We start from the raw sequence: 24,777 nt of genomic DNA, 5'->3' as shown, positions 1-24,777 counted from the left end.
CGCCCCGGCCATTTCCGAGCATTGGTCCGATAAGAGCCTGCGAGAAACCCCGGGACGAAAAACAAGAATAGTCCGGGAGCCTGGACTAGCCCTGTTTACTCAACACGTAGATCCGTGAAGGGGCGCATCCGGGAAACAGGTCATGGTGGCTGAGGACGTCGAATCCGGCTTCGGCGAACTCGGCCTCCAGCTGCACCTTGCTCACCAGGGGCAGAGCACCGGCAGCGGTGGCCGCACGCTGCCAGGACTGCAAGAAGTACTCGACCCGGGTCGCGACGATCACCGAGTCACGACTGACCCGGTGGAACTCGCGCAACAGGGCCAGGCGGTCCTCGCCATGGGTGACATGGGCGAACAACTGCATGCAGATGATGCTGTCCACCGCGTTGGCCGACAGGCCGATATCGAACGCCGAGCTATGGAAGGTCTTGATCCGCTTCATCAGGCTGACCGGATGATGAGTCTGGGCGTGGCTCAGCATTTCCTCGGAAGGGTCCGCCGCCAGGATCACCCGGTTGCCATGCTCGGCCAGCACCGGCCAATAACGCCCAGCCCCACACGCCACATCCAGGATCAACCCGGGCTCGCCAGCCACGCTCAAGGCATGGCGCACCAGCCGCGTCGTACGCCAGAGCGCCAGGCGCGTGCCCACCCCGGCAGGTCGGGGCTCACGGCAGACGCGCGCATGCTCCTGGTCGTAGCGCCGAGCGAACTCCAGCTCTATGGACGGTGGGGGGTGGGACGACATGACTGGCAAACTCTTGTTGGAATCCAGGGCCACAGGTTAACCAGCCATACGTGAAAAAAAGGTCGAAAGCCGGTCAAGCCGCCATTGGCCACGGCCGCGCGGCAATATCCAGGCCCTTGCCCGCCCCGACAAGGCTCCTGCACTATGCCCAGCCGCCATTCAAGGAACGACTCGATGCTCCCACGCCTTCTGCTCAGTACCCTGTTCGGCCTCGCGGCCCCCGCCCTTGCCCTTGCCCAGGAGTCGACCTCGCACCTGGACCAGGTGCTCGAACGCGGCCACCTGACGGTCTGCACCACCGGCGACTACAAGCCCTACAGCTACCTGCGCGATGACGGGCACTACGAGGGCATCGACATTGCCATGGCCGAATCCCTGGCCCAGAGCCTCGGAGTCAGGGTGAAGTGGGTCAACACCACCTGGAAGAGCCTGATGGCGGACTTCCAGAGCCAGCAATGCGATATCGCCGTGGGCGGGATCTCGGTGTCCCTGGAGCGTCAGAAAAAGGCCTTCTTCAGCCAGCCCCTGGGCGTCGATGGCAAGATTCCCCTGGTGCGCTGCCAGGACCTCAAGCTCTACCAGAGCGTGGAGCAGATCAACCAGCCTTCGGTACGCCTGATCGAACCGCCGGGAGGCACCAACGAAGTCTTCGCCCGCACCCGCTTGCCCAACGCCGACCTGACGCTGTTCGCCGACAACGTGAAGATCTTCGACCAGTTGCTCAGCCACAAGGCCGACGTGATGATCACCGATGCCTCGGAGGCGCGCTTCCAGCAACGACGCAAGCCGGGACTGTGCGCGGTCAACCCCGAGCATGCCCTGCAGTACAGCGAGAAGGCCTTCCTCCTGCCCCGGGACGATGTGGCCTGGAAGAGCTACGTCGACCAGTGGCTGCACCTGAGCAAGGCCACCGGCGCCTACGACCAGGTGGTCAATCAGTGGTTGGCGGCGCCGTAATCCTGCTCCAGTAACTGCCGGAAAGCCTGGCAAGCCGCGCTGCGATAGGCGCCCCGGCGCCCCAGCAGCACCACGCTGCGCGGCGCCAGGGGTGAGGCCAGGGCCAGTGCGCGCAAGCCCGGCTGTTCCCGGGCAATGGCACTGGGCAACAACGTCACCAGCTGCCCGCGACGCACGATCTCCACCAGCGCACTGACCGAATTGGCCTCGATGGCGATGCATGGCGCAATGCCCTGCTGGCGGCAATACAGGTCGATATGGCGGCGGGTGGCGAAGTCGCCACTGAGCAATGCCAGCGATTGACGCCCCAGCGCCTCGGCATCCAGCGGCTCTTGCTCCCGGGCCTGGTACTGCGGGCCGACCACCAGGCTCAGGGTCTCGCTGAACAGATCCTGGGGCTCGATTTCCGCCAGGTGCTCGCCGGCGAAGGCAATGCCCAGGTCCAGGCGATCTTCAGCCAGGGCCGCCTCCAGGCGATCCTGGGTCATTTCCTCGATGCTCAGGCGGATGCCCGGATAGCGCTGGTTGAACCGGCTGAGCAAGGGCCCGGCCAGGTAGGCGGTGAAGGTCGGGGTCAGGGCCAGGCGCAATGAACCCCGGCTCAGGTCCTGCACGTCGTGCATCGCCCGCCGCGCGGCTTCCAGGTCCTGCAGGGCACGCCGGGCATAGGCGACATAGGCCTGGCCGGCATCGGTCAGGCGCACGCTGCGCCCGGACCGATCGAACAACGGCGCCCCCAGGGACTCCTCCAGTTGCTTGATCTGCTGCGACAGGGTCGGCTGCGACACGTGCAGCGCCTCGGCGGCGCGGGTGAAGTTGCAGTGCTCGGCCACGGCCAGCAGGTAACGGATATGACGCAAGAGCATGGCAGTCCCAACTATAGGCATGACTTATGGAAAGCATAATAAACCGGTCTTGGACGCTATAGCTGCAACCGCCCATCCTTGCCCCATCAGCGACGCAAGGAGACTCCCATGCAGCACATCATCGACGGCTTCCTCAAGTTCCAGCGCGAAGCCTTCCCCCAGCGCAGCGAACTGTTCAAGCAACTGGCCAGCGCCCAGAGCCCCGGCACGCTGTTCGTCACGTGCTCCGACAGCCGGGTGGTGCCGGAACTGCTGACCCAGCAAGAGCCTGGCGATCTGTTCGTGATCCGCAACGCTGGCAACATCGTGCCCAGCTACGGCCCCGAGCCCGGCGGCGTATCGGCCACGATGGAATACGCGGTGGCGGTACTGGGGGTGAGCGACATCGTCATCTGCGGCCACTCCGACTGCGGCGCCATGACCGCCCTTTCCACCTGCAAGTGCCTGGACCACCTGCCTGCCGTGGCCAACTGGCTGCGCCATGCCGAATCGGCCCGAGTGATCAACGCCGCGCGGCACCATGCCTCGCCCGCCGAACACCTGGACGCCCTGGTCCGGGACAACGTCATCGCCCAGTTGGCTAACCTGAAGACGCACCCCTCGGTGGCCCTGGCCCTGGAGCAGGGCCGGCTGAACCTGCATGGCTGGGTCTACGACATCGAGAGCGGCGCCATCGCCGCCCTCGACGGCCCTGCCCGGCGCTTCGTGTCCCTGGCCGAGCACCCGTATACCTGTGCCCTGGCCAGCCGCCCTTCGACCGCTGCCTGAGCAGCAACCTTCACTCACCCAAGAGGAATCCACCCATGCTGCAATCCCAATTCGCCCAAGCCCCACGCCTGGCCCTGGCCGACACCATCATCGACGCCAAGGCGCGCAAGAACCTGTCCTGGCAGGACCTCACCGACGGCACCGGGCTGAGCCTGGCCTTCGTCACCGCCGCCCTGCTGGGCCAGCACGCCCTGCCGGCCGCCGCAGCCGACCTGGTGTGCGACAAACTGGGCCTGGACCAGGACGCCAGCCGCCTGCTGCAAAGCATCCCCTCGCGTGGCAGCATCCCTGGCGGCATCCCCACCGACCCGACCGTGTACCGCTTCTATGAAATGCTCCAGGTCTACGGCTCGACCCTCAAGGCCCTGGTCCACGAGCAGTTCGGCGACGGCATCATCAGCGCCATCAACTTCAAGCTGGACATCAAGAAGGTCGAGGACCCCGAAGGCGGCTCCCGTGCGGTGATCACCCTGGATGGCAAGTACCTGCCGACCAAGCCGTTCTAAGAGCAGCGGCAAGCCTCAAGCGCATGCTTGCGGCTTGGAGCTTGCCGCTTGCCGCTTGCCGCTTGCCGCTTAAGTCTTATTTAATTTTTAAATAGTGCGGCAAACTTTCTGATTTGCCCCCGGCACGCACGGCACCGCCTAATCAGCCCACTGCTTACTGAAGGTCTGGTTATGGAAAGCGTTCGTGCAACCTCCCGCCCCGCACTCTGGCTGATGGCCAGCGTAGTCCTGGTGGCCCTCAACCTGCGGCCGTCGATGGCCGCTGTCGGCCCGCTGCTCTCGGGCATTCGTGGCGATATTCCCCTGAGTTTCAGCCTGGCCTCGTTGCTGACCATGCTGCCGGTCATGGCCATGGGCCTGGCGATGTTCTTCGGCATGGGCATCAGCCAACGCCTGGGCGAGCACCGCACCGTGGTCCTGTCCCTGCTGATCATCGGCCTGGCCACGGTGTCGCGGTTGTTCATGGACTCGGCTGCAGAGCTGATCCTCAGCGCTGTCCTGGCCGGGATCGGCATCGCCCTGATCCAGGCGTTGATGCCGGCGCTGATCAAGTCACGCTTCGCCGACAATGTCTCGCTGTTCATGGGCCTGTATGTCACCTCGATCATGGGCGGCGCAGCCATCGCCGCCTCTTTCGCCCCCCTGGTGATGAACCAGAGCGGCAGCTGGCGCCTGGCCCTGGCGATCTGGGCGGCCCTGGCCTTGTTGGCCCTGGTGTTCTGGTATGCCCAGCGTCGTTCCCTGCCCAGCCTGCCGGCCGCCCGTGGTGGCCGCGAATCGTTCGCCAGCAACCGCCGGGCCTGGCTGCTGGCGGTGTTCTTCGGCCTGGGTACCGCCTCCTATACCTGCGTACTGGCCTGGCTTGCCCCTTACTACGTGGAGAACGGCTGGAGCGAACAGAATGCCGGCCTGCTACTGGGGTTTCTCACCGCCATGGAGGTGATCTCCGGCCTTATCACCCCAGCCATCGCCAACCGCAGCCAGGATCGCCGCCTGGTGCTGGTGGCCCTGCTGACACTGATCATCGCCGGTTTCTGCGGCCTGATCCTCAGCCCGCAACACCTGAGCCTGCTCTGGCCCTGCCTGCTGGGCCTGGGTATCGGCGGGCTGTTCCCGATGAGCCTGATCGTCTCCCTGGATCACCTGGGCGATCCGCGCCGCGCCGGTGGCCTGACAGCCTTCGTGCAGGGCATCGGCTACCTGATCGCCGGGCTGTCGCCACTGCTGGCAGGCATGATCCGCGACCAACTGGGCAGCTTCGAATGGGCCTGGTGGTCGCTGACCACGGTGATGCTGTTGATGATCCTCATGGTGCTGCGCTTCGATCCCCGGCACTACGCCAGGCACATTCGTTGAGCCGCCTTGTACCCCGGCCCGGGAGGCCTGCATGACCCCTGTGAACTTCACCCAGGCCAACCTCGGCATGCTGCTCTGGGCGGCCTTGATCGCCGCCTCCTTCTTCGCTGCCGCCCAGGTCAGCCGCGCCATCGATCCCGTGCTGCTGACGGCCCTGCGCCTGCTGTTTTCAGCCTTGCTGTTCGTGCCCCTGCTGTGGTCCCGCGGCCTGTCCTCGATGACCCTGGCAGCGCTGGCGGCCCATGGCGCGCTCGGCCTGCTGCTGGCGCTGTACTTCGGCTCGTTGTTCGAGGCCCTGCGCCACACCTCGGCGGTCAATACCGGAACCCTGTACACCCTGGTGCCGTTGCTGACCCTATTGTTCGAAGGGTGGTTGTTGCCCGGCGACAGTCGCCGGCGCCGGTTGCTGCCAATGCTGACCGCCGCCGCAGGTGCGCTGCTGCTGATCCTCAAGGGCGGTGCGCCGGACCAACTGCCGTCGTGGTACGCCATGGGTGTCTATGGCCTGGGTTGCCTGGCCATGGCGGCCTATCCACCCCTGAGCCAGCGTTTCAAGGCGGGCAGCTTGCAGGGCCGCAGCCCGGCAGCGATGACGTTCTGGAACATGCTTTTCGGCTCCTTGTTCCTGTTCGTCGCCTGCCTGGCCAGCGGTGGTTGGCGCAGCGCCAGCCTGCTCACTGGCAACGACCTGCTGTGGCTGCTGTACCTGGCGATGTTCGCGACCCTGGCGACCTTCTGGCTGTTGCACCGGGCCATTGGCGTGATCGCCCCTTCGACGGTGATTTCCTATGTGTACCTGAGCACGTTGTTCCTGACTCTGTTCCATTGGCTGTGGCTCGGCCAGGCACCGCACCCGGGGGAACTGCTCGGCGTCCTGCTGGTTGCGCTGGGTATGCTGGGCCTGGTGCGCAGCAGCCGCCCCAAGGCGGTAACGGCCTGAAATCAGGCTGGGACACAGGGCGCTTTTTTGCGCGAAACTGTGCAGGTCGTGTTATCGGAAATTAATGTCCCGATGCTGTCCGCGAATCCCGGCTCCGGGCATTTAACTAGGACGATCGTTCCGCTAGCATCGATCCGGTTTGCGCGCCACCGGCGCCAGGTGCCCAGTGGGATGAAACGGATGCTCATCAGCAATGTGCTCAGAAAACTCGACATGCAAGACCTCATGGTCTTTATCGCGGTGTACGAGCAAAGCAGTGTCACCGGGGTTTCGGAAACCCTGTGCGTCAGCCAGTCCACCGTCAGCTATTGCCTGAAGAAACTGCGCAACAGCTTCCAGGACGAGTTGTTCGTCAACACCCGCACAGGCATGCGCCCGACCTACAAGGCCACCAGCATGTACAGCCATGTGCTGAAGATCCTGGAGAGCATCAATCTCTGCCACAGCGGGGTGGCGGCCTTCGATCCGACCCGCCAGGCAGTGACCTTCAACCTCTGCGCTCCGGAATACTTCGAGCTGCTGATCCTGCCGCGCCTGCTCAAGGGTTTCGACTACGCCGACCTGCCGGTGACAGTGAACGTACAGAAGCTGGAAACCGATATCCCGGCCGATGAGCTGCGCGATGGCAGCCTCGACCTGGTGATCTGCTTTGGCCCCAACTTCCATCGCAGCCATGCCGATCTCAAGTCACAGATGCTGCTGGAGGACGATCTGGTGTGCGTGTTCGACAAGCGCGCGACGCCGCCCGAGGAACCACGCTTCAGCCTGCAATCGTTCATCGAACGACGGCATGTGTTCCCCACGCCCTGGACCTCGGACAGCAACATGGTGGATGGCTGGTTGGCGCGCCAGGCCCAGAAGCGCCAGATCGTCGCCCGCTCCAATAGCTACAGCGCAGCCTTGAAGATGATCACCGGCACCGATTTCATCCTCACCCTGCCCCGACGCATCCAGGCCCTGCTGGCCAATGAGGCGGTGTTCAATCACTGCGAGGCGCCCAGCGGCCTGCCGGGATTTACCCTGGACATGCAGTGGAGCCAGGACACCGATCAGGACAGCGCGCAGACCTGGTTCCGTGAGCAGGTGGTCAAGGTCTGCGCCGAGCAAGGCCAGCTCTAGGCTCCCGGGATACCCGCCCCGGGAGCCTGGGCCTGGCGCCTGGCAGCGTCAGAGACCGATGGCGGCCTTGGTGTAGGAAGCGCGATCGATATCCAGGAGTTCCACGCACAGCTGGACCTGCAACTCGGCCGGCCAGGGGGCCAGATCCTGCAGTACGGCCAGCAGGCTTTCGGACAGTTGCTTCTTGATCTCCGGCGAACGGCCACTGAGCAGGGCCAGCTTGACGTGGACAAAGGCCCGCTCGCCAAGACCGGTGCCGACCCGGAACGACTCCACTTTCACCGCGCGGCTCTTGATGTCGAACTCATCGGAAAACTGCCCGGACGCCACCAGCGCGTGATTGAGTCGCAGCAGCGCCTTGTCGGTGTCCAGCTGAGGCAGGTTGGCGGTGTATTCCATATGCAGGTGCGGCATGGTGGAGCTCCCAGTCAATCAGGGGAAAAAGGCGCTACATACTACACAAGCCCCGGACCGGATGAATCCTCCATTGGCCGTATGGCTACACCGCGCCTCGCTCGCGCAGGACCAGGGTTTCCCAGGCTGCGACCACCAGCATCACCAGGCTGGCCAGGCTGCCCAGGGCCAAGGCGGAAAACACCTGGCTCCAGGCGAACGGCAACAGCAACGCCAGGCTCCCCAGCCCCGCCAGATGCGATAACGGTGGCAGCGGCCGGTCGTTCATCACCCACTTGAACAAGGCGCAGCCCAGCAGGAACAGCCAGGGCCCGGCGACGATCACCAACACCCCCGCCTGGCTGGCATGATCCGGATGGACCAGCACCAGTTCGTCGGCCACCGCACTGACGATGATCCCGGCGATGATCAGCAAGTGGATGTAGGTGTAGGCGATCCGCGCCTGGCGTCCTGGATCGGCGGAATGCGCGATGCGGTGGTGGGCACGCTCGGCGCCGCTGTCGAAATACACCCACCACATGGCGATGCTGCCCAGCACGGCGACCACGAATCCCAGCAGTCCCTGGGCCGTGGTAGCCAGTTCGGCGAAGGTGGCACCGGTGACCAGCAACGACTCGCCCAGGGCGATGATCACGAACAACGCACAGCGTTCGGCCATGTGGTTGCCTTCGATATTCCAGTCATCCAGGGTCGAGCGGCCCAGCCCCGGCACCCAGAAATACACGGACGGCGACAACACTTCGATGCCCAGTGCCAGCACCCAGCAAACCAGGCGGCCAGGCCCTTGCAGCAGTCCACCAGCGATCCAGAACACACCGGAGAACATCAACCACAGGAGAATCCGCTGGAAGTTGCGGGTCATGTTCAGCGGCTCGCCCCGTACCGCCCACAGCGAATAGGCGGTACGCCCCACTTGCATGAACACATAGGCGCCGGCGAACAGCAGGCCCCGCTCGCCAAACGCGTGGGGAATCGAGGACGACAACAGCAGCCCCGCGACCATCAGCACGAATAGCCCGAGGCGGATCGGCAGGGTTTCCGGGTCCAGCCAGTTGGTGATCCATGAGGTGAAGATCCATACCCACCACACCGCCACCATCAGCAGGGCAACCTGCAGCGCCCCGCCCAGGGACAGGTGCGCCAGCAAGGCATGGGACAACTGGGTCACGGCAAACACGAACACCAGGTCGAAGAACAGCTCGACCATGCCCACCTTGCCGCTGTCTTGGCTGCCGCGGCCACGCAACAGGGAACGGTTTGGACTCATGGACATTCTCCGCGGTTAGGACTTGCACAAGGGCTTCACTGAGCAAAGCAGGTGCCATCGACAATGCCAGGGCAGCGATCACCAGCGGGGCATTCAGGTGGCGAGCGGCAGCGGTGCTCGTTCGCTCATGAATGCCTCCAGCCGCGAGCGCAGCCAGCGCTCGGCAGGATCGGTGTCGACATGGCTGAGCCAGACCATCGACAGGTCCAGGGTCGGGGTCTTGAACGGGAACGGCTCGCAATGCAATTGCCCCGAGGCCGCCATGGCCATGGCCGCGTAGTCCGGCAGGCTGGCGATCAGCTTGGTACCGGCCAGCAGCGCCGGCAGGGAACTGTACTGCGGCACCGACAGCACCACCTGGCGCGTACGGCCGATTTCCGCCAGCCACTCATCGGCGAAGCCGGCGACATTGGCGGTGTGGGACACCAGCACATGGGGCCGCGAGCAGTACTCATCGAGGCTCATCGGCGTGTCGCTGGCATCGGCGCGCAGCACGCTGGGTTGGATATGCCGCAGCAACTTGCGCTTGGCATTGGCCGGCAGGCCCCGGGTCTGGCTGATGCCGACCGTGATATCGCCAGAGGCCAGCAAGTCGGGAATCCGCCAGTAGTCCACATGCTGGACCACGACCACCACCTGCGGCGCTTCCTGGCGCAAGGCCCGCAGCAAGGGCGGCAGCAAGCCGAACTCGACATCGTCGGACAGGCCGATGCGAAAGGTCATGGTGCTGCTGGCGGGGTCGAAATCATGGGTCAGGCTCAAGGCCGAGGACAGGGCATCCAGGGCGGGCGACAGGTGCTGGATCAGCTGCTCGGCACGGGCGGTAGGCTCCATCCGATGGCCGACACGAATGAACAGCGGATCGTTGAACATCGCCCGCAATCGGTTGAGCGCGGAACTGATGGTGGGCTGGCCGAGGAACAGTTTCTCCGCCACCCGGGTGACGTTGCGCTCCAGCATCAGCGCCTCGAACACCACCATCAGGTTGATATCAGCCTTGCGCAGTTCATTGCGATTCATCGGCGATGCCCCATTCCCCAGATGCCGTGCAGTGTAGAAAGGCCCGGGGGTTGGCGTCCAGCCAAGGCATTGCAGTTGCCACTGCACTCAATCGGACATCACGCACCGGCCCCGAACCTGGCGGGCCAGTTCATATCGAGTGCTGCTTCGCCGACCTGGCCACTGCCCCATGACACGGCTGCCGATCTTCCTGCCCCTGGCGCAAACGCAGCGCCACCAATGCGGCCAGCAACAGCACCAGGGCGATCACCTTCAGACCGTTCATGGCATCGCCGGTGGTCATTTCGATCGCGCCCATGACCGACGGCCCGACAAACCCACCCAGCAGGCCGCAGCAGTTCACGAAGCCCAAGCCACCGGCCAGGGCGGCGCCTTTGAGTCGCGAGGCCGGGTACAGGAAGATGATCGACTGCACGACGAAGAACATCAGCGCCGCCACGCAGAACCCCAACAGACTCAATACCGGGCCAGACACCGCGGCCAGCAGCACTCCTGCGGCCATCACCAACAGGCCCATCACCAGCAGGTGTCGTGAGCGCCGAGGGCTGGTAGCCAGCCGGGGCAAGGTCAGCGCTCCCACGGCGGCCGCGATCCATGGCAGCGAGTTCAACAGGCCGACATGCATGATGCTCAGGCTGCCGTACTTGCCGATGATGCCGGGGAGAAAAAAGATCACGGTATAGATGGTGATCTGGTGGCAGAAGTACACAAAGATCGCCAGCAGGATCTGCGGGGTGAAGCACTGCCTGAACGAATGCCCGCCCTGCCCTGCGCCTTCATCGGCTTCCCTGGCCAGGCGCTGCTCGACGGCGCGGGCCTCTTCGGCGCTCAGCCAGCGGGCCTTGCCCGGACGATCCGGCAGGTGCCGCCAGACCACCCAGGCGAAGAACACCGCGGGCAAACCTTCGAGCAGGAACATCCATTGCCAGCCATGCCAGCCCAGCAGGCCATCCATTTTCATCAACGCCGCGCCCAACGGGCCACCGATGATATTGGCCAGGCACACGCCCAGCAGGAAGTAACCGGTGGCCTGGGCCCGCTGCTGGCGATCGAACCAGTAGGTCAGGTACAGCATCACCCCGGGGAACAGCCCGGCCTCGGCGATCCCCAGCAACAGGCGCAGCACGTAGAAGGAAGTCTCGCCCTGGACAAAGGCCATGGCAGCCGAGATCAAGCCCCAGGTGGCCATGATCCGGGCGATCCAGAAACGCGCGCCGACCCGGTGCATGATCAGGTTGCTCGGCACTTCGGACAGCGCGTAGGTGAGGAAGAACAATCCGGCGCCAAGGCCATAGGCCGCGGCGGAAATTCCCAGGTCGACATCCAGCTGGTGCTTGGCCAGGGCGATGTTGGTGCGATCGAGAAAGCTCAGGACATAGGCGGCGATCAACAATGGCATGAGCTTGCGGAACATCAAGCGGGTCAACTGCTGCTGGTCCCGGGGAGCGGTGCGTGCGGCGGTATGCATGGTACGGGCCTCATATCGAGCGGTTTTGGCGCCCCGCCAGCAATGGCCGGGGAGCGCATCGGTGTTGTTCTAGAACTCGGGTTGCGCCAGCGGCGGTTGCGCATGCCGGGCGAACAGCTGCAGCAGCACGCCGCCCAGGGCACAACCGGCCATGACGAAGAAACACAGGATGTAGCCCGGCAGGCTGGTCCAGCCTCCGCCGGAGGCGATCAGGCTGCCCATCAGCAGCGGTGCCATGCCTCCACCGATGAACATGGCGGTGGTGATGATGCCGTTGGCGGTGGAAGTAGCCGAGGGCTCGGCCGAATCGCAGGCCACGGCGTAGTAGATCGGCCACACCGCATTGGCCACCAGGCCGAACAGCAACTGCATGACGATGACCAGCGCCAGGGTGCTGGCGAAGTAGAAGGCCGCGACACTGGCGGCCATCCATAGCCCGCAGATGATCAGGGTCGGGCGCCGGCCGATGATGTCGGACAGCGACGGCCAGATCAGTTGCCCGAGAATCCCGGTCAGGGTGAAGACCACGCTCATGCCCGCGGACTCGGCCAGGGACAGGCCGGTGATGTTGTACAGGTAGGCCGGCAGGACGATGTTCACGCCCATGTATACCACCTGGGTAAGCAGGGTATTGCCGGCCGTGAGGGCGATATTGCGATTGCCCAGGGTCGCGACGAAGGTACGCCACGCCTGTCCCTTGGCCTGGGTCACGGGAGTGCTGTGCGGTGGGGTCATGCCCTTGGCGGCGATGTCGAGGTAGAGCTGGGTGATGCGCTGGGGCGTGGAGTAGCGTGCCCAGAACAGCATCAGTGGTACGGCCACGACGAAGGCAAAGAAGAACACATAGCGCCAGTTGTCCTCGCCAAAGGTACCGATGACGAAACTGGCCACCAGGCCACTGAGCATGGCGCCGATCGGGTAACCGGTGTGGTGCGCCCCAAGGGCGAACCCGCGGCGCTCCACCGGCCACCATTCGGCGGTATTGCTCACCCCGACGGGTTCCCCCCAGCCGGCGCCCAGGTTGACGCCTACGCGCAAGGCGACGAACGCGGCCAGGTTGCCGCTCAGGGCCTTGAATCCGGACAGGAACGAAATGGCGGTGTAGCCCAGCACCAGCGGGACCTGGAAACGCGCACGCTTCCAGCCGCCACCATGCCGGTCGCTCCAGATCGAACCGGGAATATCCAGCAAGGCCAGGGCCAGCATGATCAGGGTCGCGAGCGTCCCCCATTGTTCGGCGGACAATTCGAAGTGCTTGGAAATGGTCGGCCCCAGCCGCAAGACGATCTCACGGTCGTAGGCATTGAGGATCCAGATCATCCAGCAGACCAGCAAAGACACCCAGGAGTGACGATGAATCTGGCGCAGCGAAGCGTTCTTGACGATAGCCATGGGCCTCTCCAGGCGCGTGATGACGCGCACTGACACGGGATTGCAGAAAGGATGGAGGGGACTGCTTCAGCCGGCGAAACGGCGCTCGGCGATACCCCGCACACCCAGGCCATGGATGGCGAACAAGGCCCCACGCTGCTGGCCGTCCGCTGGGAAGCGTGGCAATGGCGGCCGGGCCATCGAGGTGACGAACAGGATGTCCAGGTCCGGTCCGCCGAAGGTCAGGCTGGTGACCTTCTTCACTGGCATCTCGATGACCCGGTCGACCCGCCCGTCCGGGCTGTAGCGCACCAATTGGCCGGCATAGACCAGGGCCTGCCACAGGTAGCCCTCGGCATCCACGGTGCAACCGTCGGCGGCACCGCCGGCGGCGGTATCGACCTTGGCGAAGGTCCGCCGGTTACGCACCGCACCCGTGGTGGTGTCGTAGTCGTAGGCACGGATTTCCCCCGACCAGGTGTCGGCGAAATACAGGAGGTCGCCTCCCGGGCTCCAGCACGGGCCATTGGAAACGATGATCTCGCTATCGAGGGTATGCAGGCTGAAGTCCGGGTCCAACCGATAGAGCTTGGCGCTGGGGCTTTCTTCGCGGGTATCCATGGAGCCGAAGACAAAACGCCCCTGGCGGTCGACCTTGCCATCGTTGAGCCGGTTATGCGGCAGGCCGGGCTCCGGATCCACGATCAACTTCAATTCGCCGCTACGCAGGTCCAGGTTATGCAGCCCCTCCTGCAGGGCGACCAGCGCTTGCTCACCACAGTGGCGCAGAGCCATGGAGCCGATTTTCTGCGCCACGTCCCAGGCCCTGATCTCGGTGCCATCGACGGTACAGCGCAGGATTCGCCCATCGGCGCTGTCGACCCAGTACAGCCGTTGTTGTTCCAGGTCCCAGACCGGACCTTCGCCGAGATTGGTTTTGACATCCACCAGGACTTCGATACGCATGGTGTTATCCCTTTATTGTTGTTGTGCGGGATGGGCGGACAGGCTCCGCCCAGGCTGGATGTGCCGTCTAGAATGCGACCTGGTCGCGCCCCTTGAGCCCGAGCATGGCCCGGGCTTCATCCGGCGTCGCCACACGGCCACCCAGGGCCTCGATGACCGTGCGGATACGGCGCACCTGGTCGGCATTGCTGGCGGCCAGCTTGCCCGGGCCATCCCAGAGCGAGTCCTCCAGGCCCACCCGGACATGACTGCCCATGGCCAGGCCCATGGTCCCCAGGGGGATCTGGTTGCGTCCGGCGCCGAGAATCGACCAGTGATAGGCATCGCCGAACAGGCGGTCGGCGGTCCGGCGCATATGGGCCAGGTCCTCGGGGTGGCCACCGATACCGCCACGCAAGCCGAACACCGACTGGATGAACAACGGTGTCTTGAGCAGCGCGCGCTCAAGGAAATGTGCCGCGGTATAGAGATGGCCGATGTCGTAGCACTCGATTTCGAAGCGGGTGCGATTCTCGGCGCAAGCCCCGAGGATGTGGGCAATATCTCTAAAAGTATTGCGGAAGATCCGATCGTCGCTCTCCGCCAGGTAGGGCTGCTCCCAGTCGTGCTTGAACTCGCTATAGCGACTGAGCATTTCGTACAGGCCGAAGTTCATCGAGCCCATGTTCAACGAAGCCAGTTCCGGCTTGAACTCCAAAACCGGCTGTAGCCGCTCCTCGACCCCCATGGTCGGCGCACCGCCCGTGGTGAGATTGATCACCACATCACTGGCCGCCTTGATCTGTGGCAGAAACTGGCGAAATAGCCTGGGGTCCTGGCTCGGCCGGCCATCTTCCGGGTCACGGGCATGCAGATGGACGATGGCGGCTCCGGCCTCGGCCGCGGCGATGGCCTCGCTCGCGATCTGCCCGGCAGTGATCGGCAGATAAGGGGACATGGAGGGGGTATGGATCGCACCGGTAACGGCGCAGGTGATGATGACAGGGGTTTTTCCAGGCATGACGGTGCTCCGACTTTTATTCTTGAAGAAAAAAATCCCAGGGTGTCGCTGATGGAATCCACCGCCGAGTCCTTCGGCGGGGCTGGCCGCCGAGGCGGCTAGAGGTACTCGACGTTGCCGTCGACGCTGATCGCCTGCCCGGTGACATTGCGGGCCGCCGGCGAACAGAGGAACAAGGCCATGGCCGCCACGTCCTCGGCGCTGACCATGCGCTTGAGCGAGATCTTGTCCAGGTACTCCTGGCGCATCTGCTCCATGGGTACGCCGGTCTGTTCAGCCCGGGCCTGGATCACCGCCTCCATGCGCGGCCCTTCGACGATCCCCGGCAATAGCGCATTGACGCGGATATCGCTGGCCCCGAGTTCGGCGGCCAGGGACTTCATCAACCCGACGATCGCCCACTTGGTCGCCGCATACGGGGTGCGCCAGGCATAACCCAGGCGTCCGGCCACCGAGGCGATATGCAACAGATGAGCGTTCTGCGAGGCCTTGAGCAAAGGCACGGCATGGTGGGCGAAACGGTATTGCGCGGTGAGGTTGATATCGATGGTGCGTTGCCAGTCGGCATCGCTGACCGCATCGATGCCCGCGGTGGGCCCGGCGATACCGGCGTTGTTGACCAGTACATCCAACCCGCCGAAGCGCTGGACCTGCAGTTGGAACAATGCCTCGATCTGCTGCGGATCACCGACATCGGCCCGGCTGGCCAAGGCCTGGGGGTGGCGGTCGCGAAACGCCGCCAGGGCCGCCTCGCTGACATCGCATACATGGACCTCGGCCCCAGCTTCGAGATAGGCGCGGGCAAGCACTTCGCCGATACCCGCTGCACCGCCGGAAATCATTACCCGCAGGCCCGGATAAGGCTGCAAACGTTGCAGGATGCTCATGCCCGGCCTCCTTTGACCACCGCCTTGGATGTCTTGGCCAGCAAACGGCCCAGGGAGTCGGCGGCCTGCATGATGTCGTCGGTGACCGCCGCCCGGGCAGCAGGTGCATCAGCAGCCGCCAGGGCCGCGACGATCCGGTCGTGGGCCTCCATGGAACGTTGCAGGTGAGCCTTGTCGGGGGCCACCAGGGCGAAGCAAGGCCCCATGTGCAGCCAGAAGTTCTCCACCGCAGCCATGGTCAGTTCGGCCCGAGCCACGGCATAGATACGCCGGTGGAAGGCGAAGTTGGTCCATAGGTAGCGGGAAACATCCACTTCGTCGGCGGCCTTGCGCATCTGCCGACAGAGTTCGGCGATTTCCTGCATGTCGCCCTGCTGCAAATGCTGCACTGCCTTCTCCGCCAGCAGCCCTTCCAGCGCCACCCTTGCATCACGAATCTCCCGCAGACGCTCTACGGTCATCATTCGTACCCGCAGGCGAGAGGTCTCGGTAACTTCAAAGGCTTTTTCCGCACTCAGGCGCTGCAACGCCTCGCGTACCGGCATCGGGCTGGACCCCAAGGCTTCGGCCAGGCCGCGGATGGTCAGCTTCTGGCCAGGCTGGAAACGGCCGCTCATCAAGGCCTCGCGAATTTGCCGGTATACCTGCTCTTGCAAGGTATCGCGCGAAACCTGACGCAGCGTAGGAAGAGGGATTGGACCTTCGGACATGGGGCGTACCTGTATTGTGATTCTTGTGCCTGACAATATGTGATCACAAATCAAATATGTCAAATATCCGATTCAGCTACTGAAGAGACCGCTGCAAAAAGTCCGAAAACGAAAAAGCCCTCGCGATCGATGATCACAGGGACTTTTGTTTTGACCAACGGCGCAGAGCTGGGAACCCACCCCTTTTAGCTTCCCAGTAGACCGCTGAAGGCCAGAAAAACGGCGTTTTGGTCGTTCTCTCAAGATGCCTTGTGGCCGAGAGCGCCTCTAAATTCCCCCCTGATTTTTCCCTCAAGCAGGGCTTGAGGGAGTTATCTCAATTGGGCTCCAGTTGCAGCCGGTATCGAGTAGCCCCGACATTGCACATAACGCCATTGATGTTGAATTTCATGCTTGCAGAGGACAAGATCAAGCGCAAAACGCTACTCATAGGGCATAAACGCCTCCTATCCATTATGATGGGCTTTTTAAGAGCGGCGATGTGAAGCGAATCACCGCATAGGCCCTTAGGGTGCCTTCGAAAATCGCCGCTCCAACCGATCCAGAAGATAAAAATGCCCACGCTCGAAATGCGGCCACTCTCAGCCTCTTCAAGGTAGGGTAAAGCAGGCTGGGTCTCCAAGCCCTGCGTCAAAGAGGGGCTAATTTTTAGCTCAAAATGGCTAGGATTTTTTGTTTAACAGGACATTGCTTTAGGCAATCCATTTAAGAGTACAAAAATGCCCACCTTTCCCTGTTTTTTATCTGCCGTGTTTGTGGTGCGAAATCAGTCAGCAAGTATTGAAAATATCCTGTCTGATGCCGCGGCTGTCATTGCGAACATCGTTAGTGATTATGAGTTGATCGTGGTGGATAACGCCTCGGATGACGACAGCATTTTAGTGTTGAAGCAGTTAACCGCTGAAAACGGGCTGGCCAATTTACAAGTTTATGCCCTGACCAAAGAGGTAGATGCGGATACTGCCTCCTGGGTTGGATTGGAGAATGCGCTGGGTGATTTTGTTGTCGTTGTCGATCCGCTGGTCGATGACATTAGCTTTATTCCAAAGATGCTCGATCAAGCAGTCAGCGGTGCTGATGTGGTGTTTGCTAATAATGCGCAAAAGCCCGCGCAGAGCCTTGCTTATCGTGGGGCCAACGCCGTTTTTCATGGCCTCTACAATCGCTTCAATGGTGTTCATCTGGCCAAGGAAGCACCGCAATACCGTATTCTAAGTAAGCGGGTGATCAATTTCATACTGCAGCACCCTCAGCCAGCGATGACCTATAGGCACCTTCCCGCAACGGGTGGATTCGCGCGTGCTTACCTGAACTACAGCTCCGCACCACTGACATCTCGGCCCAAGCGATTGGGTGAAAGCATCGACCGCGGCATGCGCTTGCTGGTCTCGACCACGCGTGCACCTATGCGCTTGGTTACCTCGCTCTCTCTGTTTGGCGCCATTGCCAACTTGGTGTACTGCGTTTATGTACTCGCGGTTGGTATCTTAGAAACCAACGTTGCACCGGGCTGGATCAGCCTTTCGCTGCAACAGTCGGGCATGTTTTTTCTGATCTCGCTCGTTCTGTTGGTCTTAGGCGAATACATTCTGAACATGGCCAGCCTGTCGAATGAGGGGCCGCTTTATCATGTAGGCCAAGAGTTCACGAGTGCCCGTATGACCCGGCTTGAAAAACTGAACATCGAAGAGGTGTTATCAGATTCAGCCGCGGCGAAAACCCCGACCGTTGAACGTGTTTCCTGATGTCGCGCCTCGATTCAAGCCGAACCAGTCAGGATGCCGTAGTAATTGGGGGTGGGTTCTACGGTGCCGCCATCGCCGTGTATCTGGCCAAGCAACGCGGGCTCAAGCGCATCCTGCTAATTGAACGCGAACCAGCACTGTTGATGCGAGCCTCTTACAACAATCAGGCGCGAGTACATAACGGCTACCACTACCCACGCAGTTTTACGACCGCTTATCGAAGTCGGGTAAACCTACCGAAATTTGTACGGGATTGGCCGCTCGCGGTGAAGCAAAACTTCACCAAGCTCTACGCTATCGCCCGGCGAAACTCGAAAGTCACGGCCAAACAGTTCGAGCGCTTTTGTAGGGAAATTGGTGCGGATATCCAGCCAGCAGATCCCGTATTGCGGGGCTTGTTCGAACCCCGCCTGATCGAAGATGTGTACCTGGTCAAAGAATATGCGTTCAACACCACTCAACTCGCACAGTGGGCAGAGCGCGAACTGAAAGAAAGCGGTGTGCAGGTCCACTACGACACACGAGTGACCTCGATTTCAAAAGGGGTACAGGCGCCGTTGCAGGTCGTAGCCAAGAAGAAGGATGGAAGCCAGGAATCAATCCCCTGTCGCTATGTATTCAACTGCACTTATAGCGGCCTCAATCAGTTCAAAGGTGATTTCCCCGGTGTCAGTACCGGCCTCAAGCAAGAAATTACGGAAATGGCCCTGATGCAAATGCCCCCATCACTCAATGGTTTGGGTATTACGGTGATGGACGGCCCGTTTTTCTCGATGATGCCTTTTCCTGCGCGAGAGCTGCACACCTTGTCCCATGTTCGCTATACACCGCACCTGCACTGGAATGACCTTCCAGAGATTGATCCTTATGAAAAACTGCGATGTTACGAACGCGACACTCGCGTAGATCGGATGGTCAGAGACGTCGGGCGATATATTCCTGAAGTATTGAAGGCCAAACACATCGACTCGTTATTCGAAGTTAAAACCGTTCTAATGAAGAACGAGGGTGATGACGGAAGGCCAATTCTTTTTGAAAAACACGCAGAGTTACCAGGTTGTTATTCGGTTCTTGGCGGTAAAATTGACAATATTTATGACGTTCTTGAAACACTTGAAGCCGAAATCATTACTGGCATCGATGCTCAAGAAAAATCTATATTTGGAGCGGTGAATGTTTAATTCGCTTATTGGATATTCTGGGTACGTGGGCGGTACTCTTCTTAAACAGGAAAATTTCACATCACTTTATCGTTCAACCAATATTGGTGATATCGATGGCCAATCATTTGATACGGTAGTGTGTGCCGGTGCTCCAGCGCAGAAATGGATCGCCAACCGGGAGCCAGAAGCCGACCGACAAAAAATAGAGGAGCTGATCGCACACCTCAAAACCATCCAGTGCAAAACCTTTATTTTGATCAGTACTGTTGATGTCTTTAAGAACCCTACGGGTGTTGACGAGGACACTATTGTCGATGAGTCGGGACTGCACGCCTATGGTTTGCATCGTCGCCTGCTGGAAAAATTCATCGAAAAGCACTTTCCGAATTACCTGATTGTTCGCCTACCGGGCCTGGTAGGTCCAGGTCTTCGCAAGAACGTCATCTTCGACTTTCTGAATGACAATAACCTTCAAGCAATTGATAGCCGAGGGGTATTCCAGTTCTACCCGATGGTTAACCTTTGGTATGACATTCAAACAGCACTCAATGCCGGCTTGAAGTTGGTTCACTTTACGGCAGAGCCCGTTAGTGTCGAGAACATTTCCCAACAGGGTTTTGGTAAATCCTTCACCCATACCTTGGCAAACCCCGCTGCGACCTATGATCTGAGGACCAAACATGCCGAAGTATTTGGTGCATCGGGCGCCTATCAATACAGCACCCGCGAAACAATTCTAGCGGTCAGGGCTTACGCGCAGTCCGAACCACTGACGATTAAAGCCAGTGCGGGGATTGGCGCATGAGGCTGGCAATTTCCAATATTGCGTGGGACACCGACGAAGATGAAACGGTCGCTATGCTGCTTCAGCGGTTTGCGATTGATGCAATAGATATTGCTCCTGGCAAGTATTTTCCAGAACCAGCCAAAGCTACGAATAGGGAGATTAATCAAGTCAAAGACTGGTGGGCGGAACGCGGGATCGAGATCACCGGCATGCAAGCCCTATTGTTTGGTACCACAGGGCTAAATGTCTTTGGCTCAGCTGAAAGCCAGGCTGCGCTGCTAACGCATTTGGCAGCGATATGCCGTATCGGCTCTATCCTGGGGGCGACTCGGGTGGTTTTTGGCTCACCGAAGAATCGAGATCGCAGCGGTTTGAGTGATCTAGAGGCTCTGGACATCGCGATTCCTTTTTTCCGACAGCTAGGAGATATCGCTCAGGCTTGCGGGGTGACTATCTGTCTTGAGCCTAACCCAACCTGTTACGGCGCCAACTTTATGACCAGCAGCGCAGAAACCGCCGATGTAGTGAAACGTGTTGCGCATCCAGCCATCCGAATGCAACTGGACACTGGCGCGCTCACTATTAACGGTGAAAATCCTCTGGTGGTCTTAAGTGACTGTGCCCCGCTGATCGGGCATGTACATGCCAGCGAACCTGACCTGTTGCCTTTGGGCGATGGTGGTACTGAGCATGGACAAATGGCTGCCGCCCTGACGCAGTACCTTCCTAAGAATGTGGTCTCCATCGAGATGGTAGCTACCAAGGGAGAATCGCACGTAGTGTCGATTGAACGAGCCCTTCAGGTAGCGATGCAACATTACCGCGTGACTGGCGTTGAGGTGGCCACATGAGCATGAAGTGGCTGATCCTCATTCTCGGCATTCTCTCCAATGCTTCCGCCAGTGTTCTGGTGAAGATGGCCATGATGCCACCCCGTAAGTTCCCCTCTCTCAGCGAGCCCATGGTGGCGTTGAGTAATTGGCCATTTTGGGTGGGACTTGGGCTATATGGCGCAGCTTTTCTACTTTATGCCGCTGCCTTGGCACGCCTCCCACTGAATGTGGCACACCCGGTTCTGACCGCCGGAGCAGTGGCGACTGTAGCCCTGTTTTCAGTCGTGATTTTTCGTGAATCCTTCCACTGGACTACAGGGGCAGGGATCGTATTGGTAATTGCTGGCGTAGGGCTAATTACAGCTCGCGTGGCCTGATGGTAAACATGATGACTTCTTCTAATATTGCTCCTACTGCCAGCCAAACATGGCAAGTTCCTTCCTATGACACTCGACTCTGGCTTGGCCGTCAGCACTCTTGGTGCCTGGTGATTCCCGTCATCAATGAGGGGGAACGCATCAAAAGCCTGCTGACCAGAATGGCGGCGCTCAAGATCGAAAATATTGCCGACATAATCATTGTCGATGGCGGTACCACAGACGGCTCGCTGGAGTTGCAAGCATTACAACAAGTCGGCGTGCGAGGATTACTGCTCAAGACGGCTCCCGGAAAACTCAGCGCCCAGCTCCGTTGCGCTTATGCCTTTGCTCTCGATCAAGGCTATGAAGGCATTGTGACCATTGACGGTAATGACAAGGATGACCCTGAGGCTATACCGCGCTTTATTGACGCGATGAAACAGGGCGTCGATTTTGTGCAGGCCTCCCGCTTCGTAGCGGGCGGTGTCGCCGAGAACACCCCTAAATCGCGAGACTTCGCTATTCGCTTTATCCATGCACCGATGCTTAGCCTTTTCTCCGGGTTCAAGTGGACGGACACCACTCAAGGCTTTCGTGCTTACAGCCGGAAAATGCTGCTAGACCCGAAAGTGTCACCATTTCGTGATGAGTTCATAGCTTACGAACTGTTGGCGTATCTTTCATATCGTGCTCCTAAACTTGGGTATAACTGCTTGGAACTCCCCACTGTTCGACGATACCCCAAAGGTGAAGTACCTACAAAAATTAGCGCCTTCAAAGGAAATTTTGCTGTACTTAAAACTCTGTTTTTTGCTTGCCTTGGTTTTTACTCGCCAAAAAACTAAGCCTGTTTATTATGAGAAACTTGAAATGAGCACAGACCTTTTTCGTGCATCGCGCCATAAATTGCTGGCGATTACTCTGCTTGCACTAATACTTACTGCATCATTTATTTTGTTCAACCCCGGCATTGTCATGAGTGACACAATGACAAGATGGGCAGCAGTTTTCACCATTACAGGCAAGCTTAATATCGCCTGGTCCATGCAGCAATGGCTTCAACCCACAATGACCATGTTCATGCTGCCGATTGGACTGCTTGACTTGCCCACAAGCGTTTTCACTGCAGTTCAGATTGGCTATCTGATATTAGCCTGCTCGTTGTGGATCACAATGACGTCCAGCAGAAGCCCTTTCTGGATACCATTAACATTTTTGTTACCTCTGATATTTGTCTATACATCCTTCGTCGTACCGGATGTATGGACATTTGCAGCGATCATTATGGTTGTAGGTGCAATCTTTGCTATAGAGCAAGGCCGTAGATGGGCGCCAATTACTTTATTTTTTATCTCCTGCATTATTTTGTTTGGCTTTCGCCAAAACTCCCTTGTACTCATCCCAGTAGTAATGGCATTAATATTTACGGGGAAAACGATTCCACGCAAAATCAAATGCTTGCTTGTAGCATTGATCATGTTTTCAATCGGACTTATTTCTGCATCCCCAAGCTGGCTAGGCTTCAGCGAACGAACAAGCTCAGCAGCAGCACCTGCATGGGAACTGATCGGGATGCTACGTTTAGCTGAAGAATCGAAAATCGCGATTGAGCCATCTCTAACTCTAGAAGGGATCACTGACACAAATATTGCTATAGAACGACATTCATTTTCTACTATTGACACTCTACTCTGGGGAGAAAATGCAATCCTGCCCTCAGGAATCATATTAGTAAACTCTGATGAACTAAAGGCTCGATGGATGAGCATGATACTCCACCACCCCCTCATATATGCCAATATGAAAATTAGAGTTTATGAGTGCATGATCGGTTTGTGCGAAGACTATATTCAAACGCAAGTGTTTGCTACCGAGCCCGGACCTACCCTAAACAATCTTGTTTCGACTTACAGTCAACCGATAGGGATTAGTGGTACGATTTTGAACCTAAGCAACTGGATGGGTGATGCGTTAAAATCAATCACAAAACCATTCTTCTGGCTGCCCATCACACTACTTGTACTTCTACTTAACTGGAAAACCTACGGACGTTATGATCGCTGGCTGATTGCGCTGACTGTTTCCTACATGGGATCATTCTTCATACTCAATCAAGCAGCATCATTTAGATATATGTTCCCAGCATATGTCATCTTTACGGCTTATCAAGTTAGATTTATCGGATGGCTACTGAAAGTCAAATTCCGTAAAACCACTCCAGAAATATCCTGCGAAAAAACAATCACCAGAAAAACAGGACAAGCTAATAATTACTGATCGATTAAAATTTCGTACTGGGGTCAACTCTTAAAACACATAATCTCGAGCAGCCACTCTCAACTCTCGAACAGGAAGTCGACACCATAACCAGAGGTCTGCCAGTAAGGCGGAGCCCATGAAGTGGAAAATTTGAGCTAGATAGTAGTGCTCTGCACATTCAAGCAGGAGAGGTTTTCGATCAAGGTACCGAGCTGACCAAGAGGTTTTCCTCGCCACATAGCAGGCTAGCGGCCTAAGCGATGGTCGCTAGCCCCTGCCGGCGAAGGTGCTGCCTGTAGTGGTCAACTAATCCCGGACACTGCGGGCGCCAGCCCACTGTTGAATTGATGTGGCCGCTGCCAGTTGTACCTCTGCATCAAAAACCGACCGATATCCTGCTGGGCCAGCGATGCGCTCATGTAGCCCACGCTCGGTATCCATTCTGTTTCAGACTGTGAAACAACCGCGCCATTGGTGCGTTGTGGTAGCAGTTTCCACGCCGACTCATACTTTGTGTGAAGCGATAACGCCATAGCCGCTGGCGAAAGCTTCGGCTGCCGTACTGGCTTCCTTGGTCGCTGTGAAATAGCACATTCTGGGGGCGGCCACGCTGTTCATACGCCATCTCCAAAGCCTTGATCACCCGGTCGGCATCGGGCCTCGATGAAAATGCCCAGCCCACTACACGGCGGGCGAACAGATCGATCACAGCCGCCACATAGTGCCAGCGGCCTTGAGCCCAGATATAGGGGATGTCACCGCACCAGACCTTATTCGGCCTCTCTATAGTGAACTCCCGACCCAGTACATTCGGGATATCTGGCCGTTCCACTGGTGCCTTTTTATAGGCATGTGAGCCCGGCTGCTTGCTGACCAGTTTCATCTCGCTCATCAGCTTGCGTACCTTGAGGTGACTGATCACCACGCGGTTAAGACAAACAATCGCCGTCGACTTGCCTTCCCTGAATCGGCAGAGCGATAGGCAGTCATGTCGCTAGAGCGGTGATGACCAGGCCCTTGGTGGCAGTTTGAGTCCGCGCACCCGTAGTAGGCCATGGCGGGAATGATAGCGGGGGCTTGGGCGGAACATCACCCTCTCCCAATTCCCCAAATGAAAAAAGCCCCGAGGGCTATAAGCGCTCGGGGCTTTCAATATGGCGGAGAGATAGGGATTCGAACCCTAGGTACCCGCGAAGGTACAACGGATTTCGAATCCGTCCCATTCGGCCACTCTGGCATCTCTCCAACGGCGCGCATCATAACAGCAC

The 24,777-nt window shown here is 59.5% G+C and carries 24 protein-coding genes, 1 tRNA gene and 1 pseudogene; 13 read left to right on the top strand and 13 right to left on the bottom strand.

Translation table 11 applies throughout. The features are described from left to right. Positions 1 to 85: 85 nt before the first annotated feature. Positions 86 to 748, bottom strand: a complete 663-nt coding sequence (locus I9018_RS07700) for a class I SAM-dependent methyltransferase (protein ID WP_241109131.1) — start codon at positions 746 to 748, stop codon at positions 86 to 88. A gap of 174 nt (positions 749 to 922) precedes the next feature. Between I9018_RS07700 and I9018_RS07695 the strand changes: the two genes are divergently transcribed. Further along, positions 923 to 1,705 (top strand): transporter substrate-binding domain-containing protein, encoded by a 783-nt coding sequence (locus I9018_RS07695; protein WP_068586118.1) that lies wholly within the window; start codon positions 923 to 925, stop codon positions 1,703 to 1,705. Here the strand turns inward: I9018_RS07695 and cynR are convergent. Further along, a complete protein-coding gene (cynR, locus tag I9018_RS07690) occupies positions 1,684 to 2,571 on the bottom strand; it encodes a transcriptional regulator CynR (protein ID WP_068586121.1) in 888 nt (295 codons plus the stop codon). The genes I9018_RS07695 and cynR overlap by 22 nt on opposite strands. Positions 2,572 to 2,679: 108 nt before the next feature. Here cynR and I9018_RS07685 point away from each other — a divergent pair, with 108 nt between their 5' ends. From I9018_RS07685 to I9018_RS07665, 5 genes are all read left to right on the top strand, one after another. Then, entirely contained in the window at positions 2,680 to 3,339 is a 660-nt protein-coding gene (locus I9018_RS07685; protein ID WP_241109130.1) for a carbonic anhydrase, read from the top strand. Positions 3,340 to 3,374: 35 nt separating this feature from the next. Then, on the top strand, positions 3,375 to 3,845 hold the full coding sequence (gene cynS / locus I9018_RS07680; protein WP_068586127.1) for a cyanase: 471 nt from the start codon (positions 3,375 to 3,377) through the stop codon (positions 3,843 to 3,845). Positions 3,846 to 4,016: 171 nt separating this feature from the next. After that, positions 4,017 to 5,201, top strand: a complete 1,185-nt coding sequence (locus tag I9018_RS07675; RefSeq protein WP_241109129.1) for a cyanate transporter — start codon at positions 4,017 to 4,019, stop codon at positions 5,199 to 5,201. A 31-nt stretch (positions 5,202 to 5,232) separates the two neighbouring features. Next, positions 5,233 to 6,141 carry a DMT family transporter gene (locus tag I9018_RS07670; protein WP_241109128.1) on the top strand — a complete coding sequence of 303 codons (909 nt, stop codon included), beginning with the start codon at positions 5,233 to 5,235 and terminating at the stop codon, positions 6,139 to 6,141. Between the two features lie 180 nt (positions 6,142 to 6,321). Beyond that, the gene (locus tag I9018_RS07665; RefSeq protein WP_068586165.1) at positions 6,322 to 7,260 is read left to right on the top strand and encodes a LysR family transcriptional regulator; all 939 of its coding nucleotides are present in this window, start codon (positions 6,322 to 6,324) and stop codon (positions 7,258 to 7,260) included. Between the two features lie 48 nt (positions 7,261 to 7,308). On the opposite strand, the gene I9018_RS07660 is transcribed toward I9018_RS07665, so the two are convergent. The 9 genes from I9018_RS07660 to I9018_RS07620 all read right to left on the bottom strand — a co-directional run bounded on the left by I9018_RS07660 (position 7,309) and on the right by I9018_RS07620 (position 16,363). Further along, the gene (locus I9018_RS07660) at positions 7,309 to 7,674 is read right to left on the bottom strand and encodes a 5-carboxymethyl-2-hydroxymuconate Delta-isomerase (RefSeq protein WP_068586135.1); all 366 of its coding nucleotides are present in this window, start codon (positions 7,672 to 7,674) and stop codon (positions 7,309 to 7,311) included. A gap of 85 nt (positions 7,675 to 7,759) precedes the next feature. Beyond that, positions 7,760 to 8,941 (bottom strand): low temperature requirement protein A, encoded by a 1,182-nt coding sequence (locus tag I9018_RS07655; RefSeq protein WP_241109127.1) that lies wholly within the window; start codon positions 8,939 to 8,941, stop codon positions 7,760 to 7,762. Positions 8,942 to 9,034: 93 nt separating this feature from the next. Beyond that, entirely contained in the window at positions 9,035 to 9,961 is a 927-nt protein-coding gene (locus tag I9018_RS07650; RefSeq protein WP_068586141.1) for a LysR substrate-binding domain-containing protein, read from the bottom strand. A 130-nt stretch (positions 9,962 to 10,091) separates the two neighbouring features. Next, positions 10,092 to 11,429, bottom strand: a complete 1,338-nt coding sequence (locus I9018_RS07645) for an MFS transporter (protein WP_241109126.1) — start codon at positions 11,427 to 11,429, stop codon at positions 10,092 to 10,094. A gap of 69 nt (positions 11,430 to 11,498) precedes the next feature. Then, positions 11,499 to 12,821, bottom strand: a complete 1,323-nt coding sequence (locus I9018_RS07640) for an MFS transporter (RefSeq protein WP_241109125.1) — start codon at positions 12,819 to 12,821, stop codon at positions 11,499 to 11,501. Positions 12,822 to 12,887: 66 nt separating this feature from the next. Continuing rightward, positions 12,888 to 13,766: an SMP-30/gluconolactonase/LRE family protein gene (locus tag I9018_RS07635; protein ID WP_241109124.1), complete on the bottom strand. Its 879-nt coding sequence runs from the start codon at positions 13,764 to 13,766 to the stop codon at positions 12,888 to 12,890. A 67-nt stretch (positions 13,767 to 13,833) separates the two neighbouring features. Further along, positions 13,834 to 14,766, bottom strand: a complete 933-nt coding sequence (locus I9018_RS07630) for a 3-keto-5-aminohexanoate cleavage protein (RefSeq protein ID WP_241109123.1) — start codon at positions 14,764 to 14,766, stop codon at positions 13,834 to 13,836. A 98-nt stretch (positions 14,767 to 14,864) separates the two neighbouring features. Beyond that, positions 14,865 to 15,653: an SDR family oxidoreductase gene (locus I9018_RS07625; protein WP_068586149.1), complete on the bottom strand. Its 789-nt coding sequence runs from the start codon at positions 15,651 to 15,653 to the stop codon at positions 14,865 to 14,867. After that, the gene (locus I9018_RS07620; RefSeq protein WP_241109122.1) at positions 15,650 to 16,363 is read right to left on the bottom strand and encodes a GntR family transcriptional regulator; all 714 of its coding nucleotides are present in this window, start codon (positions 16,361 to 16,363) and stop codon (positions 15,650 to 15,652) included. The genes I9018_RS07625 and I9018_RS07620 overlap by 4 nt, the downstream gene beginning before the upstream one ends. A gap of 719 nt (positions 16,364 to 17,082) precedes the next feature. On the opposite strand from I9018_RS07620, the gene I9018_RS07615 reads away from it, so the two are divergent. From I9018_RS07615 to I9018_RS07585, 7 genes are read left to right on the top strand one after another with little or no spacing between them, the layout of a single operon-like run. Further along, positions 17,083 to 18,108, top strand: a complete 1,026-nt coding sequence (locus I9018_RS07615) for a glycosyltransferase (RefSeq protein WP_241109121.1) — start codon at positions 17,083 to 17,085, stop codon at positions 18,106 to 18,108. After that, positions 18,108 to 19,289, top strand: a complete 1,182-nt coding sequence (locus I9018_RS07610) for an FAD-dependent oxidoreductase (RefSeq protein ID WP_241109120.1) — start codon at positions 18,108 to 18,110, stop codon at positions 19,287 to 19,289. Before I9018_RS07615 ends, I9018_RS07610 begins: the two co-directional genes overlap by 1 nt. Next, positions 19,282 to 20,076, top strand: coding sequence for a pyridine nucleotide transhydrogenase (locus I9018_RS07605; protein WP_241109119.1), 795 nt, complete (start codon positions 19,282 to 19,284; stop codon positions 20,074 to 20,076). The genes I9018_RS07610 and I9018_RS07605 overlap by 8 nt, the downstream gene beginning before the upstream one ends. Next, on the top strand, positions 20,073 to 20,909 hold the full coding sequence (locus tag I9018_RS07600; RefSeq protein ID WP_241109118.1) for a sugar phosphate isomerase/epimerase family protein: 837 nt from the start codon (positions 20,073 to 20,075) through the stop codon (positions 20,907 to 20,909). Before I9018_RS07605 ends, I9018_RS07600 begins: the two co-directional genes overlap by 4 nt. Positions 20,910 to 20,911: 2 nt before the next feature. Continuing rightward, positions 20,912 to 21,268 carry an EamA family transporter gene (locus tag I9018_RS07595; protein WP_068580019.1) on the top strand — a complete coding sequence of 119 codons (357 nt, stop codon included), beginning with the start codon at positions 20,912 to 20,914 and terminating at the stop codon, positions 21,266 to 21,268. 8 nt (positions 21,269 to 21,276) lie between these two features. Beyond that, entirely contained in the window at positions 21,277 to 22,095 is an 819-nt protein-coding gene (locus I9018_RS07590; protein ID WP_241109117.1) for a glycosyltransferase family 2 protein, read from the top strand. Next, complete coding sequence (locus tag I9018_RS07585; RefSeq protein ID WP_241109116.1) at positions 21,998 to 23,527, top strand: hypothetical protein; 1,530 nt, start codon at positions 21,998 to 22,000, stop codon at positions 23,525 to 23,527. The genes I9018_RS07590 and I9018_RS07585 overlap by 98 nt, the downstream gene beginning before the upstream one ends. A gap of 284 nt (positions 23,528 to 23,811) precedes the next feature. Here I9018_RS07585 and I9018_RS07580 read toward each other — a convergent pair. Both I9018_RS07580 and I9018_RS07575 read right to left on the bottom strand, forming a co-directional pair. Then, positions 23,812 to 24,416: pseudogene (locus I9018_RS07580) on the bottom strand (IS3 family transposase); the annotation flags it as partial. Positions 24,417 to 24,664: 248 nt separating this feature from the next. Then, positions 24,665 to 24,754: transfer RNA gene (locus I9018_RS07575), tRNA-Ser, on the bottom strand. Between the last annotated feature and the right edge of the window lie 23 nt (positions 24,755 to 24,777).

Source organism: Pseudomonas sp. MPFS (assembly GCF_022537035.1).
Taxonomy (GTDB): Bacteria; Pseudomonadota; Gammaproteobacteria; order Pseudomonadales; family Pseudomonadaceae; genus Aquipseudomonas; species Aquipseudomonas sessilinigenes.
This window is presented reverse-complemented; position numbering and strand designations above follow the sequence as displayed.